The sequence below is a fragment of the Micromonospora sp. NPDC093244 genome, assembly GCF_040683695.1.
Taxonomy (GTDB): domain Bacteria; phylum Actinomycetota; class Actinomycetes; order Mycobacteriales; family Micromonosporaceae; genus Micromonospora.
The window spans coordinates 504,753-520,275 of record NZ_JBFBEO010000002.1; the positions used below are offsets into that span (position 1 = coordinate 504,753).

Annotated in this window: 18 protein-coding genes; 9 read left to right on the plus strand and 9 right to left on the minus strand. The window is 72.7% G+C overall.

From position 1 onward, the window contains the following. Nucleotides 1-86: 86 nt before the first annotated feature. Both AB0N27_RS12350 and AB0N27_RS12355 read right to left on the minus strand, forming a co-directional pair. Nucleotides 87-1,043, minus strand: a complete 957-nt coding sequence (locus AB0N27_RS12350; RefSeq protein ID WP_364367440.1) for a hypothetical protein — start codon at nt 1,041-1,043, stop codon at nt 87-89. 185 nt (nt 1,044-1,228) lie between these two features. After that, complete coding sequence (locus AB0N27_RS12355; RefSeq protein ID WP_364367443.1) at nt 1,229-1,822, minus strand: pentapeptide repeat-containing protein; 594 nt, start codon at nt 1,820-1,822, stop codon at nt 1,229-1,231. 80 nt (nt 1,823-1,902) lie between these two features. Between AB0N27_RS12355 and AB0N27_RS12360 the strand changes: the two genes are divergently transcribed. Further along, entirely contained in the window at nt 1,903-3,135 is a 1,233-nt protein-coding gene (locus AB0N27_RS12360; RefSeq protein WP_364367446.1) for a serine hydrolase domain-containing protein, read from the plus strand. A gap of 53 nt (nt 3,136-3,188) precedes the next feature. Further along, the gene (locus tag AB0N27_RS12365) at nt 3,189-3,830 is read left to right on the plus strand and encodes an NAD(P)H-binding protein (RefSeq protein WP_364367450.1); all 642 of its coding nucleotides are present in this window, start codon (nt 3,189-3,191) and stop codon (nt 3,828-3,830) included. Nucleotides 3,831-3,843: 13 nt separating this feature from the next. On the opposite strand, the gene AB0N27_RS12370 is transcribed toward AB0N27_RS12365, so the two are convergent. Together AB0N27_RS12370 and AB0N27_RS12375 are read right to left on the minus strand one after the other, a co-directional pair. Beyond that, nucleotides 3,844-4,308 (minus strand): PPOX class F420-dependent oxidoreductase, encoded by a 465-nt coding sequence (locus AB0N27_RS12370; protein WP_139583222.1) that lies wholly within the window; start codon nt 4,306-4,308, stop codon nt 3,844-3,846. Between the two features lie 42 nt (nt 4,309-4,350). Next, nucleotides 4,351-4,989: a hypothetical protein gene (locus AB0N27_RS12375; RefSeq protein ID WP_357980402.1), complete on the minus strand. Its 639-nt coding sequence runs from the start codon at nt 4,987-4,989 to the stop codon at nt 4,351-4,353. 305 nt (nt 4,990-5,294) lie between these two features. Between AB0N27_RS12375 and AB0N27_RS12380 the strand changes: the two genes are divergently transcribed. Then, entirely contained in the window at nt 5,295-6,083 is a 789-nt protein-coding gene (locus tag AB0N27_RS12380; protein ID WP_364367455.1) for a D-Ala-D-Ala carboxypeptidase family metallohydrolase, read from the plus strand. 99 nt (nt 6,084-6,182) lie between these two features. Here AB0N27_RS12380 and AB0N27_RS12385 read toward each other — a convergent pair whose 3' ends face one another. From AB0N27_RS12385 to AB0N27_RS12395, 3 genes are all read right to left on the minus strand, one after another. Then, complete coding sequence (locus tag AB0N27_RS12385; protein ID WP_139586585.1) at nt 6,183-6,593, minus strand: hypothetical protein; 411 nt, start codon at nt 6,591-6,593, stop codon at nt 6,183-6,185. 143 nt (nt 6,594-6,736) lie between these two features. Continuing rightward, nucleotides 6,737-7,435 (minus strand): response regulator transcription factor, encoded by a 699-nt coding sequence (locus tag AB0N27_RS12390; RefSeq protein ID WP_364367459.1) that lies wholly within the window; start codon nt 7,433-7,435, stop codon nt 6,737-6,739. Beyond that, on the minus strand, nt 7,423-8,670 hold the full coding sequence (locus tag AB0N27_RS12395) for a histidine kinase (protein WP_364367462.1): 1,248 nt from the start codon (nt 8,668-8,670) through the stop codon (nt 7,423-7,425). The genes AB0N27_RS12390 and AB0N27_RS12395 overlap by 13 nt, the downstream gene beginning before the upstream one ends. Nucleotides 8,671-8,802: 132 nt before the next feature. Here AB0N27_RS12395 and AB0N27_RS12400 point away from each other — a divergent pair, with 132 nt between their 5' ends. The 5 genes from AB0N27_RS12400 to AB0N27_RS12420 are packed head-to-tail and all read left to right on the plus strand — an operon-like array spanning nt 8,803 to nt 12,418. Beyond that, nucleotides 8,803-9,699, plus strand: coding sequence for an ATP-binding cassette domain-containing protein (locus AB0N27_RS12400; protein WP_364367465.1), 897 nt, complete (start codon nt 8,803-8,805; stop codon nt 9,697-9,699). Then, nucleotides 9,696-10,490, plus strand: coding sequence for an ABC transporter permease (locus AB0N27_RS12405; RefSeq protein ID WP_364367468.1), 795 nt, complete (start codon nt 9,696-9,698; stop codon nt 10,488-10,490). Before AB0N27_RS12400 ends, AB0N27_RS12405 begins: the two co-directional genes overlap by 4 nt. Nucleotides 10,491-10,492: 2 nt before the next feature. After that, nucleotides 10,493-11,230, plus strand: coding sequence for a hypothetical protein (locus tag AB0N27_RS12410; RefSeq protein WP_364367471.1), 738 nt, complete (start codon nt 10,493-10,495; stop codon nt 11,228-11,230). Nucleotides 11,231-11,262: 32 nt separating this feature from the next. Then, a complete protein-coding gene (locus AB0N27_RS12415) occupies nt 11,263-11,826 on the plus strand; it encodes a heme-binding protein (RefSeq protein ID WP_364367474.1) in 564 nt (187 codons plus the stop codon). 52 nt (nt 11,827-11,878) lie between these two features. Next, nucleotides 11,879-12,418 (plus strand): DUF1697 domain-containing protein, encoded by a 540-nt coding sequence (locus AB0N27_RS12420; protein WP_364367477.1) that lies wholly within the window; start codon nt 11,879-11,881, stop codon nt 12,416-12,418. 36 nt (nt 12,419-12,454) lie between these two features. Here the strand turns inward: AB0N27_RS12420 and AB0N27_RS12425 are convergent, their stop codons facing one another. After that, nucleotides 12,455-13,432 (minus strand): MBL fold metallo-hydrolase, encoded by a 978-nt coding sequence (locus tag AB0N27_RS12425; RefSeq protein ID WP_364367480.1) that lies wholly within the window; start codon nt 13,430-13,432, stop codon nt 12,455-12,457. Nucleotides 13,433-13,586: 154 nt separating this feature from the next. Beyond that, nucleotides 13,587-14,471 carry a serine hydrolase gene (locus tag AB0N27_RS12430; RefSeq protein ID WP_364367483.1) on the minus strand — a complete coding sequence of 295 codons (885 nt, stop codon included), beginning with the start codon at nt 14,469-14,471 and terminating at the stop codon, nt 13,587-13,589. 51 nt (nt 14,472-14,522) lie between these two features. Here AB0N27_RS12430 and AB0N27_RS12435 point away from each other — a divergent pair, with 51 nt between their 5' ends. Beyond that, nucleotides 14,523-15,482, plus strand: coding sequence for a LysR substrate-binding domain-containing protein (locus AB0N27_RS12435; protein WP_364367485.1), 960 nt, complete (start codon nt 14,523-14,525; stop codon nt 15,480-15,482). Nucleotides 15,483-15,523: the final 41 nt, after the last annotated feature.

Consider the following 15,523-nt stretch of genomic DNA (forward strand, 5'->3'; position numbering starts at 1 on the left):
CACACAGGATGGTCGGACGGGGACAGCAGAAAGTTACGATGCCATCGACTGTGCGCGACGGACAAACTGTCCCGAGCGGCAGTCGGTCAGCGCACGGCCACGGCCTGGAGGCCGACGTTTCCGCAATGCCGGGTGAAGACCTTCTCGACTGTCCAGTTCACCAGCAGCCGGGCACCCCTGGGCAGTTGGAACTGGATGGTGAACTGGGCGCTCTTGCTGGTGTACGGGTCCTCCAGACGCACCGTGCTGGCCGGGCCACCGGTGGAGAGCCGCACGTCGAGCCGGCCCCGCGCCATCCACGTCCCGGCGTAGATCTGGACCGTACGCGGCTCACCGCTGCCGGCGATCGCGAGGCTGAAACCGTTGCCGGCGCCGCAGGCGTAGACACCGTTCGCACTGCCCCGCACCGACCGCTCGGGTGTGCCGTCGCGCCAGCTCACGAGTTCCTGGTTGCCGCCCCAACCGACTCTGGAACCGCGCCCTCCCGCGTCGACGATCTCCCCGGACCCGCCGCGTTTGCGCACCACCGACGTGCCGTGCAGCCCCCAGTGCATCCAGTCCCGGTGCCCCACGGCGGTGAGGTCGATCTCGCCGGGCGCCTCCGACCGGGTCACCGACAGGGCGGGCGGGACCGACGGAGCCGGCGGCACGGCGGGCGCGCTGACCGACGGGGTCGGCTCGGGCGACGGAGGGCGCTGCCGGGGGCGCAGGCCCGGCGTCGCCGGTCCGACGTCGCCGGTACGCCCCTCGACGCCGGGAAAGCCGGTCGGCCGGGACGCCCCGACTGGCACGCCCGGACGACCCGCCAGGTCGCCGGACTCCGGACCGTTCCGGGTGACGAGGTACGCGCCCAGCCCCACGACGCAGGCGAGCACGGCCAGCCCCGTCACCGCCCAACGCCGACGCCGGTAGTCGTCGGCGAATCGGCGTAACGCGAGGCGCGGCTGCCCGGCGGTGACACCGGGCCGTCGATGCGACGTCGGCGCTTCGGACGACCCGCCACCGGCCCGGGAATCCGCCCGCATGCGGTCTTCGTCCGCCACCGACCCTCCACCTCCACCGCCCGGCCACCATCGACCGTCGCGGATCACACCGTCCACTGTGGGCCGTTTCACGTTTGCACTGGCGTGGACGACACGCTAGATCCGGACCGGTGGGCCTGTCCAGTCCGGAACCGGAGGTATCGGACAACCCGCCGGTCCCGGGCCGGCCGCGAACACCCGTGCCGTCAGCCGATCCGGAAGCCGAGCGCCTGCGTGATCAGCAGCGCCTGTTCGGCGTCGACGATCGCGCCGGCCCGCTCCACCGTCGTCGGGTCGAGTGCCGTCAGATCGCTGCGGCGCAGGTCGGCGCCCCCGAGCCGGACATGCTGCAGCTGCGCGCCGGAGAGGTCGACGCCGGTCACCGTCGCCCCGGTGAGGTTGGCCCCGGACAGGTCAGCTTCGCGCATCCGTACGTCGGTGAGGTGGACGCCGCGCAGATCCGCGCCCGGCAGCGCGACGAAGGACCAGTCGCCGCCGTCCACCCGCAGCGGACGCATGTCGCACTGTGCGAAGGTGCTGCCGACCAGCTTGCAGCCGGTGAACTCGGCCTCGAAGAAGTTGCACCGCTTGAAGACGCAGCGGGTGAAGGCCGAGTCGACGTGCCGGGAGGCGTTGAACTGCACGTTGCCGAACGTGCAGCCGGTGAACACCGCGCCCCGGCTCACCGCCTCGGTCAGGTCCACCTGGAAGAACTCACACCCCACGAAGTGCCGGTCGGCCAGCTCCTCGCCGTACCAGTCCTCGTGGCGGTAGGTCACATCCTCGGTCAATTCCGGCATCTGGTCAGGCTAGTGCCAGCCACCGACGTCGGGGTGGCCGCCCTTCCGGCACCGGCATACCGGCTAGTAGGTTCGGCGACGTGAGTGTCGCTCGGAGCAAGGACCCGGACCAGATCGGTTTCGACCCGGCGCGGTTGGCGCGGATCGACGAGCACTTCGGCAGGTACGTCGACGACGGCCGGCTGGCCGGCTGGCAGGTGGTGGTCACCAGGCGCGGTGAGGTGGCGCACTCGTCGACGTACGGGCTGCGGGACACCGAGTCGGGCGCACCTGTCGAGACCGACACGCTCTGGCGGATCTACTCGATGACCAAACCTGTCACCTCGGTCGCGGCGATGATCCTGTGGGAGGAGGGCCGCTTCGAGCTGACCGACGAGATCAGCCGCTGGCTGCCGGAGTTCGCCGACCTGCGCGTCTACTCCAAGGGGTCGACGCTCAAGCCGTACACGGTGCCGGCGACCGAGCCGATCCGGGTGTGGCACCTGCTCACCCACACCGCCGGCCTGACGTACGGCTTCATGCAGACCTCGGTGGTCGACGGGTTGTACCGGGCCGCCGGCTACGACCTGTATCCGCCGGCGGACGTCGACCTGACCGGCGCCTGCGCGGCGTTCGGCGAGCTGCCGCTGCTGTTCCAGCCGGGTACCGCGTGGGGCTACTCGGTCGCCACCGACGTGCTCGGCCGGCTCGTCGAGGTGGTCTCCGGGCAGAGCCTCGACGCGTTCTTCGCCGACCGGATCTTCGGCCCGCTCGGCATGACCGACACCAGGTGGTGGGTGGAGGGCGCCGAGGCCGAGCGGCTGGCCGCGCTCTACGCACCGGACCCGCGCAGCGGCCGGGCGGTCCGGTACGACAGGCTCGGCGCTCTCGCGTACCGCAGGCCCAACCTGCTCTCCGGTGGCGGCGGCCTGATCTCCAGCGCCGCCGACTACCACCGCTTCACGCAGATGCTGCTGCGCGGCGGCGAGCTGGACGGGGCCCGCCTGCTCGGGCCCCGCACCGTGCGGTTCATGACCCGCAACCACCTGCCCGAGGGTCGGGACCTCGGCGCCCTGTCCACCGGCGGCTTCGCCGAGAGCACCCTCGACGGGATCGGCTTCGGTCTCGGCTTCGCGGTTGTCGACGACCCGATCCCCAGCCGGGTGCCGAGCAGCGTCGGCGAGTACTACTGGGGTGGGGTGGCGAGCACCGCGTTCTGGGTGGACCCGGTCGAGGAGATCACCGCGCTGCTGTTCACCCAGCTGATGCCGTCGAGCACCTACCCGCTGCGCTCCCAGCTGCGCCAGCTCGTCTACGCCGCCCTGGTCGACTGACCGGGATCGCCGTTCCGCCGATGGGTGGCACGTCAGGTCCCTAGCCTGGGGTGGTGAGCACCATCGTCGTGTTTGGCGCGGGCGGGACCGCCGGGTCGCGGATCACCGCCGAGGCGGTCGACCGGGGGCACCTGGTGATCGCCGCCGTGCGTCGTCCGGAGGCCACCTCGTACCTGCCGGACGGGGTGCGGACGGTCACCGGCGATGCCACGAGCGAGCGGAGCGTCAGGGAGGTGGCGCCGGACGCGGACGCGCTGGTGGTGGCGATCGGCGGGGGCGGACGCGACCTGTGGCGCACCGCGGCGGAGACACTTGTGACCACGCTGCGTGGGATGCCGGCCGCGCCGCGCATCATCCATCTCGGCGGCGGGTCGACGCTGCTCACCCCGAAGGGCACCCGCTACCTCGACGAGCCGGACTTCCCGGCGGAGTACCGGGATTCGGCGCTGGGCCAGGCCGACGCGCTTGACTACTACCGCACCTCGGCCGACGGGGTTACCTGGACGTACGTGTCGCCGCCGCCGCTGGAGTTCCACCCGGGCGAGCGCACCGGGCACTACCGCACCGGTGGCGACGAGCCGGTCACCGACGAGCAGGGCCGCTCGGTGCTGACGTACGAGGACCTGGCGGTGGCGATCGTCGACGAGATCGAGCAGCCCCGGCACCGCAACGCGCGCTTCACCGCCGCGTACTGAGTCGGGCGGACGGTCAGTCGGCGAGGCGGGCGGGGAAGCCGCCGGTGGCGATCGGCCCCCAGGCGTCGATGGTGACCCGGATCAGCGACTTGCCCTGGCGCACCATGGCGGCCCGGTAGTCGTCCCAGTCCGGGTGCTCGCCGGAGATGCTGCGGAAGTACTCGACGAGCGGCTCCAACGCGTCGGGCAGGTCCAGCACCTCGGCGGTGCCGTCGATCTGCACCCAGGGGCCGTTCCAGTCGTCGCTGAGCACGCAGGCCGACACCCGCGGATCGCGGCGGATGTTCGTCACCTTGGCCCGCTCGGGGTAGGTGGAGACGACCAGCCGGCCCTGCCCGTCGATGCCGGCGGAGACCGGGGACGACTGCGGGCGGCCGTCGGGCCTGGTGGTCATCAGCACGACCCGGTGTCGCGGCCGGAGGAAGTCGAGCAGGGTGTCCCGGTCGACCCGGGTGTTCTTCGCGATGCTGCGCGCCATGCCCCGTTCCTACCAGGGTGACGGCGACGCGGGGGCGGCGGGTCAGCGGGGGCGGGTCACGGTGCGGTGCACCGCCTGGGTGGGCACCCGGGGGCGGCCGGTGGGGCGCCAGGCTCGGCCGTTGGCGTAGATCACCCGGAAGCCGAGGTACGACGCGAGCGGCGCCCAGTGGGCCGAGCCCATCCGCAGTTCGGCGGCATTGTGTCGTTGCCCGTTGGCCAGTACGTCGAGGAGAACTGTTTCGAAGGCCGCCGATTCGACCCAGTCCACTTCCCTGGTGAAACCGCAGATCAGGGCGGCTCCGGTGACTTCCAGGAACTCGCGCAGCACGGCGTCGGAGGCGCGCAGGACAGAACAGCTGCCGAAATAGAGTCGCCGCCCCTCGGCGCGGCCGGCCATCAGGTCGGCCACCTCGTTCAGCTCCACCGACTGCCAGTCGGTGAGGCAGAGTCGGCTCGGCTCGCCGTGCATGGCGAAGAAGCCGACCCGGTGGTCCGCGTACTGCTTGAGCAGCCAGCGGTCCAGGAAGTAGAACAGCTCGTCGCGGGTCGCCGCGTCCTTGTGGATGAAACGGATCTTGCCGAGCCGCTCCAGCAGTTCGAGGGTGGGAAGCACGGAGCCCCGCTCGTTGAGGTCGCGGTGCCACTGACCCTCGACACAGAAGACGCCACCGCGTGCCACGCGCACCTCCGCCAGTCCACCGCCCGGGCTGACGTTACCGCCCCACGGGGTCCGGGCAACATCACCCACGGTGGGGTCGATTGCGACGTTCGGTCGCGCTTGGTCCGTCCCGGGGGCGATCGGGAGTACATGGCTGTTTCGCAAATCAGTCGAATTCACAGCCAAGGCCCAGGGACCACAGATCGTGAGGACAATTCTCGTTAATTGCCGCCAACCGCACCGATCAGTGCGAGGGTGGAAATCACGGGACGCCTCGGTCGATGTCCCGAAGCCACCCCATTCGCTCTCCTATCGGGAGGACTTCTGTGCGCGTAAACACCTGGAAGCGAGCCGCCGTCGCATTCGCCCTGGCGCTGCCCGGGGCAGCGATCGCCGCGGTCGTCGCCGCACCCGCGGCCCATGCGGACGGCTGCTACACGTGGAACCGCACCCTGGCCCAGGGACGCTCGGGCGACGACGTCCGCCAGTTGCAAATCCGGGTCGCCGGTTGGGCCGGCTACCGGGACATCGTCGAGAACGACGGCCGGTACGGGCCCAAGACCGCCGCCGCCGTCAAGCGGTTCCAGCAGGCGTACGGGCTGCGCGCCGACGGGATCGCCGGTCCGCAGACCTTCGCCAAGCTGTACCAGCTACAGGACAACGACTGCACGCCCGCGCACTTCAGCTACAGCGAGCTGGACAACGGGTGTGGTGGAAGTGGGTGGAGCGGCGGCCCGCTCTCGGCCAACCAGACCAAGCAGAACGCGCTGCGCACCATGTGGAAGTTGGAGGCGCTGCGCAGGAGCCTCGGCGACAAGCCGCTGCGGGTGTCGAGCGGCTACCGCAGCCGCGCCTGCAACAACCAGGTCGGCGGCGCGTCGGACAGCCAGCACCTGTACGGCAACGCGGCGGACGTCACCTCGCGGACGTCGTCGCTGTGCCAGGTGGCCCGCAACGCCCGGAACAACGGCTTCAGCGGCCTCTACGGGCCGGGCTACCCCGACCACGACGACCACGTGCACGTCGACTCGCGGCGGGAGAACAACAACGACCGCAGCTCGAACACGACGAGCTGGTCCGCGCCGGACTGCGGGATCGGCGCCGGCAACGACTGAGCGGGCAGCCGGAACGACGTCGGCCCGACGCGGAGGGGGAACTTCGCGGCGGGCCGACGTCGTGTGTGCCCCGGGACGGGCGGCGAAGGGGTGCCGCGCTCAGCTCGCCCGGGGCCAGCGCGGCGCGGTGACGGGGGGAGTCACCGGCCGGCCAGCAGCGGTGGGGCGTACCCCCGGCGGGACGACCCGCGCGGCCTGCTGCCGCGACGGCCCGGTCGCCGTGAACGGGAACGGCACGTGCACGAACGGATTGCCGTGCCGGATCAACGCGTCGATCTGCCGCTCGTTGAGCCCGTGTGTCTCCAGCACCCGCCGTCCCCAGCGGTGCAGGCGGCACGGGTAGGACGCGCCGTCGTTGCGGCACAGCGGCCCGGTGGGCCACTCCTCGGCTGTGTGCACGACCACCGCCCGGACCGCGAGCCGGACATCCTCGGGGGTCAGCGGCGCCGGCACCGGCACCTCACCCAGTACCAGGTCGATGGGATCCGTCGACTGCTCACCAACTCGCACGGCAGGCCTCCCGCAGCTCGGCAGCGGTACGGCGGACCCACCGCACCGACATCCTCGGCCATGGGTACGGCCGGCACCTGACGAAAGTTCAATTCTGGTACGCGGTAAGCGGATCCTCCGCCGGCAGCACGTGGACGAGGTCGTCAGACCAGGCCGGCGTCGTGCACGAGCAGGGCCACCTGGACCCGGTTGTTCAGCTCCAGCCGGGTCAACAGCCGCGAGACGTACGCCTTCACGGTCGCCACACTCATGAACAACTCCCCCGCGATCTCCGCGTTGGTGCGCCCCCGGCCCAGCGCGACGGCGACCTGCCGCTCCCGCTCGCTGAGCCCGGTGAGCAGCCGCAACGCGCGCTCCTGCCTGCGGTCGGGGCCGGTCGGGCCGAGGTCGGAGGTGACGTGGGCGATCAGTTTCCTGGTCACCGTCGGGGAGAGCGTCGCCTCGCCGGCCGCGACCCGACGTACCGCGTGCACGATCTCCGCGGGCGGGGTGTCCTTGAGCAGGAACCCGGCCGCCCCGGCGCGCAGCGCCCGCAACACCTGCTCGTCGGCGTCGAAGGTGGTCAGCACCAGCACCTCCGGCGGGTGCGGCTGGGCACGCAGCGCCTCGGTGGCGGTCAACCCGTCCACCCGTGGCATCCGGATGTCCATCAGCACCACGTCCGGGGCGTACGCGGCCACCGCCTCCGGCACCTCGGCGCCGTCGGCCGCCTCACCCACCACGGCCAGGTCCGGCAGGCCGCCGAGGATCATCGACAGCCCGGCGCGGACCAGCGCGTCGTCGTCGACGATCAGCACGCGCACCGGCGGCCCGGCCGACCCGGCCCCGGTCACGCCGGCCACGGCAGCCAGGCGGCCAGCCGGAAGTCGCCCGCGTCGTCCCGACCGTAGGCGAGCCGGCCGCCGGCGAGAGTGACGCGTTCGCTGATGCCGACCAGGCCGGTGCCCGCGCCCGGCAGCGTGCCGCCGGCCGGCGTACCGACCGGCCACCGGTTGCCGATCGCCACGGTCAGCCCGATCCCCGGCCCGCCGGACACGTCCAGGGTCACAGCCGCGCCGGCCGCGTGCTTGCGCGCGTTGGTCAGCCCCTCCTGCACGATCCGGTACGCGGCCCGGCCCAGCGCCGCCGGCACCTCCTGCGGCCTGCCGACGCTGTCGTTCACGTTCACCCGCACCCCGGCGGCCCGCGACTCGGCGATCAGGGCCGGCAGGTCGGCGAGTGTGGGTTGCGGTGGCTCGGGGGCCTCCCCGTCGCCCTCGGCCCGGAGCACTCCGATGACCTCGCGCAGGTCCTGGAGGGCGGCGTGGGCGCTGCCCCGGATCACTCCGGCGGCGCGGGCCACCTCGTCGGCCGGCGCGTCCGGGCGGAACTCCAGTGCCCCTGCGTGCAGGCTGAGCAGGGAGATCCGGTGGGCCAGCACGTCGTGCATCTCCCGGGCGATCCGGGTGCGTTCGAGGTGGCGGGCCTGGGCGACCCGGAGCTGCTGCTCGGCCTCGGCCCGCTCGGCGCGCTCGCGCAGCGACACGATCAACTGTCGTCGGGCGCGGACGAACATCCCCCAGGCCAGCACGGCGAGGGTGAGCACCATGCCCCAGCTCACGGTGACCCAGTACGACATGGCCGGATCCGGACGGGTCCAGCTGAAGACCAGGTTGGTGAGGAAACCGACACCTGTCACCGCCACCGCGACGGCGGTCCGCCGGTGCACCACGACTGTGAAATAGAAGATCAACAGCGGGATGGCCGCGGCCATCGAGAACAGGTTCAGCGGCAGCGTCGCCACCGCCAGCCCGAGCGGCCACCGCCGCCGCACCCAGAGCAGCCCGCAGCAGACCAGACCGATGAGCGCGTCCGCGCCGACCATCCAGTCGTGCGGCAGCGGAACCGCCGTCTGCGGGTCGGGCGACAGCGCGTCCGCGGTGACGTACAGCACCCAGACCAGCCCGGAGAGGAACGCGAGGCTGTCCACCACCCAGTCGCGGGTGGTGCGACGCGGACGCGCGCGCTCGGGCTCCACCGGCACCACCAGCTCCCCCGGCAGCAACCAGGGGTGTTCGGGTACGGCGATGCTTGTCACGCGCCAATGCTAGGCAGCGACAGGCACCGGCAACCAGCTACCAAAGTCGAGACCTCCTTGTCGACCAAGGTCGGTGCGACACCGACAGGTGGCCGCAGCGGATGGCCGGGCGGCGCGGGCAGGCTCGACGACATGATCACCGTGGAGAACCTCACCAAACGGTACGGACCACACCCGGCGGTGGACGACGTGTCGTTCCACTGCGAGCCGGGCACCGTCACCGGCTTCCTCGGGCCCAACGGCGCCGGCAAGTCCACCACCATGCGCATGATCTGCGGACTCACCGCACCGACCGCCGGTCGCGCCACCGTCGCCGGGCACCCGTACCGGGAACTGCCCAACCCGGGGCGCGAGGTCGGGGTGCTGCTGGACGCCTCCGCCCAGCACGCCGGGCGCACCGGCCGCGAGGCGTTGACGCTGTCCGCGTACACCATGGGGTTGGACAGGCGCGAGGTCGCCGCGAAGCTCGACCTGGTCGGGTTGAACGCGGTGGCCGCCAAGCGACGGGTCAAGGCGTACTCCCTGGGGATGCGGCAGCGGCTCGGGCTGGCACACGCGCTGCTCGGTGAGCCCCGGGTGTTGATCCTCGACGAGCCGGCGAACGGCCTGGACCCGGAGGGGATCTTCTGGATGCGCGGGCTGCTGCGCGACTTCGCCGACCGGGGCGGCACCGTGCTGCTCTCCTCCCACCTGCTGCGCGAGGTGGAGGCGGTCGCGGACCGGCTGGTGGTGATCGGGGGCGGCCGGATCGTGGCCCAGGGCGACAAGGACGAACTGCTGGCCGGCGGCGGCACGGTGGTCCGGGCCCGCGACGTCGCGGCGCTGCGCCGGGCGCTCGACGCGGCCGACCTGAGCGCCGCCGACAGTTCGGAGGGGCTGCTCGTGCAGGCCGACGCCGAGACGGTCGGCCAGGCCGCCGCCGACGCCGGTGTCGCGCTGGCCGAGTTGCGCCCGGCCGGCGGCGGTGGCCTCGAACAGCTCTTCCTCACCCTGACCGCCGGCGAATCGACAAAGGAGGCTGTCCGATGACCACCACCACCGCGCCCGCCGCGGGCGCCGTGACGCCCCGGCACCACACTCCGGTACGCCGCCCGTCGCTGCTCCGCCTCACCTCCGTGGAGCTGCGCAAGCTCGTCGACACCCGGGCCGGCCGCTGGCTGCTGATCACCATCGGTCTGGTCGTCGTCGCGATCGTCACCCTCCTGCTGATCTACGGCGCGGATGACGAGCTAACCTTCGTCACCTTCTTCGTTCCGTCGCTGCTGCCGGTCAACGTGCTCCTGCCGGTGCTGGGCATCCTGTCGATCACCAGTGAGTGGTCCCAGCGCACCGCCCTCACCACGTACGCGCTGGTGCCCCGGCGGCAGCGGGTGGTGGCCGCGAAGTTGATCGCGGTGGTGCTTGCCGCGCTCGCCTCGCTGCTGGTCAGCCTTGCCGTCGCCGCCGTCGGGACGCTTGTGGCGTCGGCCACCGGCGGCGCGGGCACCTGGGACATCGACGCACCGCTGATCCTGCACACGGCGATCGCCCAGGTCGCCAGCGCGCTGATGGGTGCCGCCTTCGGCCTGCTGCTGCTCAACCCACCGCTGGCCATCGTCGGCTACCTGCTGCTACCGACCATCTGGACGGTGCTCGGCGAGGTGGTCCGGCCCCTGAACGGCCCGGCCGACTGGCTGGACACCAGCCGGACCATGGGGCCGCTGTTCACAAGCGACGTCACGGGCGGTCAGTGGGCCCGACTGGCGGTGTCCCTGCTGGTCTGGCTGGTCCTCCCACTGGCCGTCGGCCTGGTCCGGACCTTGCGCCGGGAGGTGTCCTGACCATGGATCCGGCCGGCTACCGACCCCGCACCGTGGTCAGCGGTGGCCCGCTCGAGCTGGCCGTCATGTGGGGAGGCTTCCCGCTGCTCGGCGCGGGTGCCGGATGGCTCCTCGCGGCGGCGACGGGCTGGCTCGTCCGGCTGCCCTGGGTGCCGTTCCGGGGCCTGGTCGAGTGGCTGGACCGGCTGCCCGAGCCGCAGGCAACCATCGGCACGATCGCGGTGGGCGTCCTGGCGGGTCTGGTCATCGCCGGGATCGGCACCGCCGAACGGCTGATCGTCACCGTCGACGCGGCGCAGGTCCGGCTGCGCCGCGCCGACGCCGACCAGGCCGTCGCTCGGGCGGAGACCCGGGCTGTGTTCGTCGACGACGGTCACCTCGTGCTGCTCGACGCCGACGGCGCGGAGCTGGTCCGGGAGGCCACCGACCTGCCGTCCGACCGGCTCGCGGCGGCGTTCCGGGCCCACGGCTGGGGCTGGGCGGACGCCGATCCGCACCGGCCGGCGTACCGGCTGTGGGTGCCCGACCTTCCCGGGTTGCCCGGCGGCGCGGACGCCCTGCTGCGGGCCCGCGAACGGGCACTCGACAGGGATCGCCGCGACGACGTGCGGGAGCTGCGCCGCGAACTCGGCCGGATCGGGGTGGTGGTGCGCGACGAGGGCAAGCGGCAGTACTGGCGGGTAGTCGTCCCGGGTACGGGCCGCCCGACTTCGCCCGAGTGGGAGCCGGGCGGGCGGTAGCGTCGGTCCCAGGAGAACCTGGGAGCCGCGCGATGACCGAACAGCAGCCGTACCGGGTGGTGGCCCGACATCCCGGCTTCGAGCTGCGCCGGTACCCGGCCCACCTGGTCGCCGAGGTGCGGATCCAGTCGTCGTTCACCCGGGCGCCGATCGAGGCGTTCCGGCCGCTGGCCGGCTACCTCGGGGGCGCCAACCGGGTTCGGCGGCCGCTCGGGACGACCGCCCCGACGACGCCGCAGGCATCCGGCACGACGAAGATCGCGATGACCGTCCCGGTGGTGCAGGAGGAGGGCGAGCGGCCGGGGGCGTACCTGATCCAGTTCGTCATGCCGGCCGCCTTCACCGCCGCGACAGTGCCCGATCCGGTGGACCCCCGGGTGCGGATCCGGGAGATCCCGCCGCAGCTCGCGGCAGCGATGCGCTTCTCCGGTCGGTGGACCGAGCGGGCGTTCGGCCAGCGGGCCACCATGCTCGGCCGGTCGGTCACCGCGGCCGGCCTGCAACCCACCGGGGCGATCCGGTACGCCCGGTTCGACCCGCCGTGGAAGCCGTGGTTCCTGCGCCGCAACGAGGTAGTGCTTCCGGTCGTCGAGTGAGCCGGCCGGGCGGCCTAGGCTGAGCCGGTCGGCCCGCACCCGAGGAGGAGCCATGGCCCGGTACGTCGCCCTGCTGCGCGGGGTCAACGTCGGCAGCACCCGCCTCGCGATGGCCGACCTGCGCCGGATCGTCACCGACCTCGGGCACGAGGACGTCAAGACGTACCTGCAGAGCGGCAACGTGGCCTTCGACAGCACCGTGCGCGACGCGGAGAAGCTGGCCGCCGGAATCGAGCGGGCGCTCGCCGACGAGCTGGCGTTGACAGTGCCGGTGCTGGTGCGCAGCGGCCGCGAGATGGCGGCGGTGGCCGGCGGCAACCCGTACGCCGAGATCGAGGACGACCCCGCGAGGCTGCTCGTGGCGTTCCTGCGCTCTGCGCCGGCGACGTCCAGTGTGGACGCGCTCGTCGTACCCGGCGGCGAGAACGTGTCGTTCACCGTCACCGGCCGGGAGATCTTCCTGCACTTCCCCGACGGTGGCTACGGCCGGACGAAGTTCACAAACGCGTACCTGGAGAAGAAGCTGGCAGTGGTGGCCACCACCCGCAACTGGAAGTCGGTACGCGCCCTAACCGAGATGGCCGCCGGCTGACCGGGTGGGGGCTCCACCGCCCCCACCCGAGGCCGGTCAGAAGTGGTACGCGGTCTCGTACTCGGGCACCAGCACCCGGCTGCGCGGCGAGATCCGGCGTACCGCCGCGATCATGTCGTCCAGCCGGGCGCGATCGGTCGGGGCGACCGGCGGCGGGTTCTCCAGCGGCGTCTCGAAGTTGTCGAAGTGCACAGGCACCACGACCTTCGGGTAGTCCAGGCCGGCCAGCAGCCGGGGCAGGTAGTCGCCTGTGGTGGTGGCGTTCTGCATGGCGACCATCGCCACGTCGGGTGCCAGGCCCGTGAGATTCCGCTCGGCGACGTCGCTGGCGCCGGTGAAGTAGACCGACGGGCCGCGCTCGACCCGCAGCAGGTAGCCGAGCGTGTCGCCCTCGGGCAGGTCCGCGATGGTCGCCGGTCGCGGCGGCTGGCTCACCCGCACCCCTGGAAAGGCGAGGGAGTACGACGGGTTGCGGCTGTGCAGCGAGCCGACCACCTCGACCGTGTGGTCGCCGAAGTCCAGCACCTCGCCACCCTTCACGGAGCTGAGCTGCGTCGACGGCACCCCGTAGGCCAACCCCAGGTGGTACGCGGTGAGCGTGCCGAACACCCGCGCGCCGGTGCGCCCGGCGATGTACGGCACGTCCATGAAGTGGTCCCAGTGGGTGTGCGTGACAAGCACCGTCATGGCCCGGTCGACGCGCGGATCGATCACGTCGGGCCGCACGGTCAACGGGGTGTCGGTCGTGAACGCACCGGTGAACAGGCCGGTGTCGATGCGGCTGAGGTACGGGTCGACGAGGACGGTCCGATCGCCGATGTCGACGCGCCAGCCGGCGGTGCCCCACCAGCGGAAGCTGACCGCGCCGGTGCGGCGGGTGGTCGGGGTGGGCGCGGCGACGGGTGGCGCGGCCTGGGCCGGGGTGGCCGCGCCTGCGGCGAGGCCTCCGGCGGAGACGAGTGCGGTGGTGGCGGCGGCGTCGCGCAGGAAGCGACGGCGGTCGAGACTGGGCATGCGGTTCCACTCCCCGTGGTCGGACGATCGGTCGACAGGAGCCAACCAGCGCCGACCCACCCCCGTCCAAGATCGGTGAACGCGGTCGCCGATACCTCACCGCATATCGGGCCAGCTCAACGCCGCCGGGCCGGCGACCGCCGGGGGCGGAAATTCACTCCCCGCGCAGCGCCTCGACCGCCGTACGGGCGGCCTGCCCCATCGCCAGGTCCACGTCGATCCGGCGCGGGGCCAACTGGTCGGCGCGGGCGAAGACGGCGATGGCGTACCGGCCACCGTCGGGGTATTCGGCGACGCCTGCCTCCAGGTGCAGTCCGGGTAGCGTGCCGGTCTTTCCGGAGACGCGGACGCCCGCCGGGAAACCGGCGGCCAGCCGGGTCCAGAAGATCTGCCGCGCCATCCAGGTGCGGACCATCGCGCACGCCGCCGCCGGGCCGGCCTCGTCCCGCCAGATCAGCGCGAGCAGCCGGGTGATCTCCCGGGGCGTACTGGAGGTGGTGTGCTCGGGGTCGAAGACCCGCATGGCCCGGACCCGGTGCGCCGGAAGGGTCGGGAAGATCCGGGCGAACTCCGCCTCGGTCCGTGCCCCCACGTCGGCGAGCATCAGCTCCACCAGCTGCCGGGGGCCACCGAGAACCCGGGTACGCGTCAGCCCCAGCTCGGTGGCGAGCATCGGCAGCAGGTCCGGGCCGACGCGGCGCAGCAGCAGGTCGGCGGCGGTGTTGTCGCTCACCGACATGGCGAAGTACGCGAGGTCACGCAGCGACACCTCGGCGTCGTCCGCGCAGCCGGCCAGACCCCACCCGCCGAGCCGGTCGGCGGCGGTGACCAGGACGCGTTCGGTGGGGTCGAGCTGGCCTGCCTCGACCTGCCGGGCGAACTCCAGCACCAGCAGGATCTTGAAGATCGACGCGATGACCACCTGCTCGTCGGCCCGTACCCCGACCTCCCGGTCCACGGCGTCCAGGTCCACGGCGTGCAGGCTTGCCGTCACGCCGGCGTCGGCGAAGACGGCCTCGATGCGTTCCCCCACGTCCACCTCCGCACGGTATCCAGCGGGGCGCCGCCGGCGTGGGCGTAGGGTCCGGCCGTGGACCTGCTCCGACACCTGCGGCACTTCGTGGTGGTCGCACACGAGCTGCACTTCGGGCGGGCCGCCGAGCTGCTCGGGATGGCCCAGCCGCCGCTGAGCCAGTCGATCCAGCGGCTGGAACGGGAACTGGCAGTCGAGCTGTTCGACAGGTCCCGCCGGCAGGTACGCCTCACCACCGCCGGTGAACTGCTGCTCGGCGAGGCGGAGGACCTGCTCGCCGCTGAGGGCCGGCTGCGCAACCTCATGGGCCAGGTGCGGGCGGGTGAGTTGGGCGTACTGCGGGCCGGTGTGCCGCCGGAGACACCGGCCGTGACGCTGCGCGCGCTGCTGGACCAGCTCACCACCCGGGCGCCCGGCCTCGACGTGGAGCTGCACGAGCTGACCACCGCCGAGCAGGTACGGATGCTCGCCGAGCGGACCCTGGACGTGGGGCTGGTGCACCACCCGGTGACGGCGGAAGGGCTGCGCTTCGGCGCCCCTGTCGACGTACCGCTGGGGGTGTTGCTGCCGCGCACCTCGCCGCTGGCCCGCGACCGGGAGGTGCCGCTGGCCGCGCTGGCCGGCCTGGACCTGGTGGCAGCGCCCCGCGCCACCACACCGGGCTGGCACGACCACCTGCTGGCGGTGTGCCGCCGGCAGGGCTGGCGGCCGGCGCGGGTCCGGCCGGCCCGCAATCCGGAGTTCCTGTTCGGGTTGGTGCTGGCCGGCGGCGCGGCGGCCGTCGAGCCGGCCACTGTCGCCCGTAGGGAACCCCGGATCGCCTGGCGGCCGATCGCCGACACACCGCTGGTGAAGCGGACGTCGGCGGCCTGGCCGGACCGGTCGGCGCACCCGGCGGCGCCGATGGTCGGGCAGCTCGCCGCCGAGGTGCTCGCCGCCGCCGACCCCGCCCCGGCCGCGCCCGCACCGGCGCCGGCGCAGCGGCCGTGGCCTGTGCTCTTCGACACGACAGGGTGATCCGGTCCGCCGTCGCGCTCGTCACCCGTGTCGGGCGGTGA

Bases quoted from the DNA above. Each gene is read 5' to 3' on its own strand.
- AB0N27_RS12355 (WP_364367443.1), bottom strand. From the start codon at position 1,822: ATGCCGGAATTGACCGAGGATGTGACCTACCGCCACGAGGACTGGTAC.
- AB0N27_RS12370 (WP_139583222.1), bottom strand. From the start codon at position 4,308: ATGGCGCGCAGCATCGCGAAGAACACCCGGGTCGACCGGGACACCCTG.
- AB0N27_RS12400 (WP_364367465.1), top strand. From the start codon at position 8,803: ATGATCACCGTGGAGAACCTCACCAAACGGTACGGACCACACCCGGCG.
- AB0N27_RS12405 (WP_364367468.1), top strand. From the start codon at position 9,696: ATGACCACCACCACCGCGCCCGCCGCGGGCGCCGTGACGCCCCGGCAC.
- AB0N27_RS12410 (WP_364367471.1), top strand. From the start codon at position 10,493: ATGGATCCGGCCGGCTACCGACCCCGCACCGTGGTCAGCGGTGGCCCG.
- AB0N27_RS12415 (WP_364367474.1), top strand. From the start codon at position 11,263: ATGACCGAACAGCAGCCGTACCGGGTGGTGGCCCGACATCCCGGCTTC.
- AB0N27_RS12420 (WP_364367477.1), top strand. From the start codon at position 11,879: ATGGCCCGGTACGTCGCCCTGCTGCGCGGGGTCAACGTCGGCAGCACC.
- AB0N27_RS12425 (WP_364367480.1), bottom strand. From the start codon at position 13,432: ATGCCCAGTCTCGACCGCCGTCGCTTCCTGCGCGACGCCGCCGCCACC.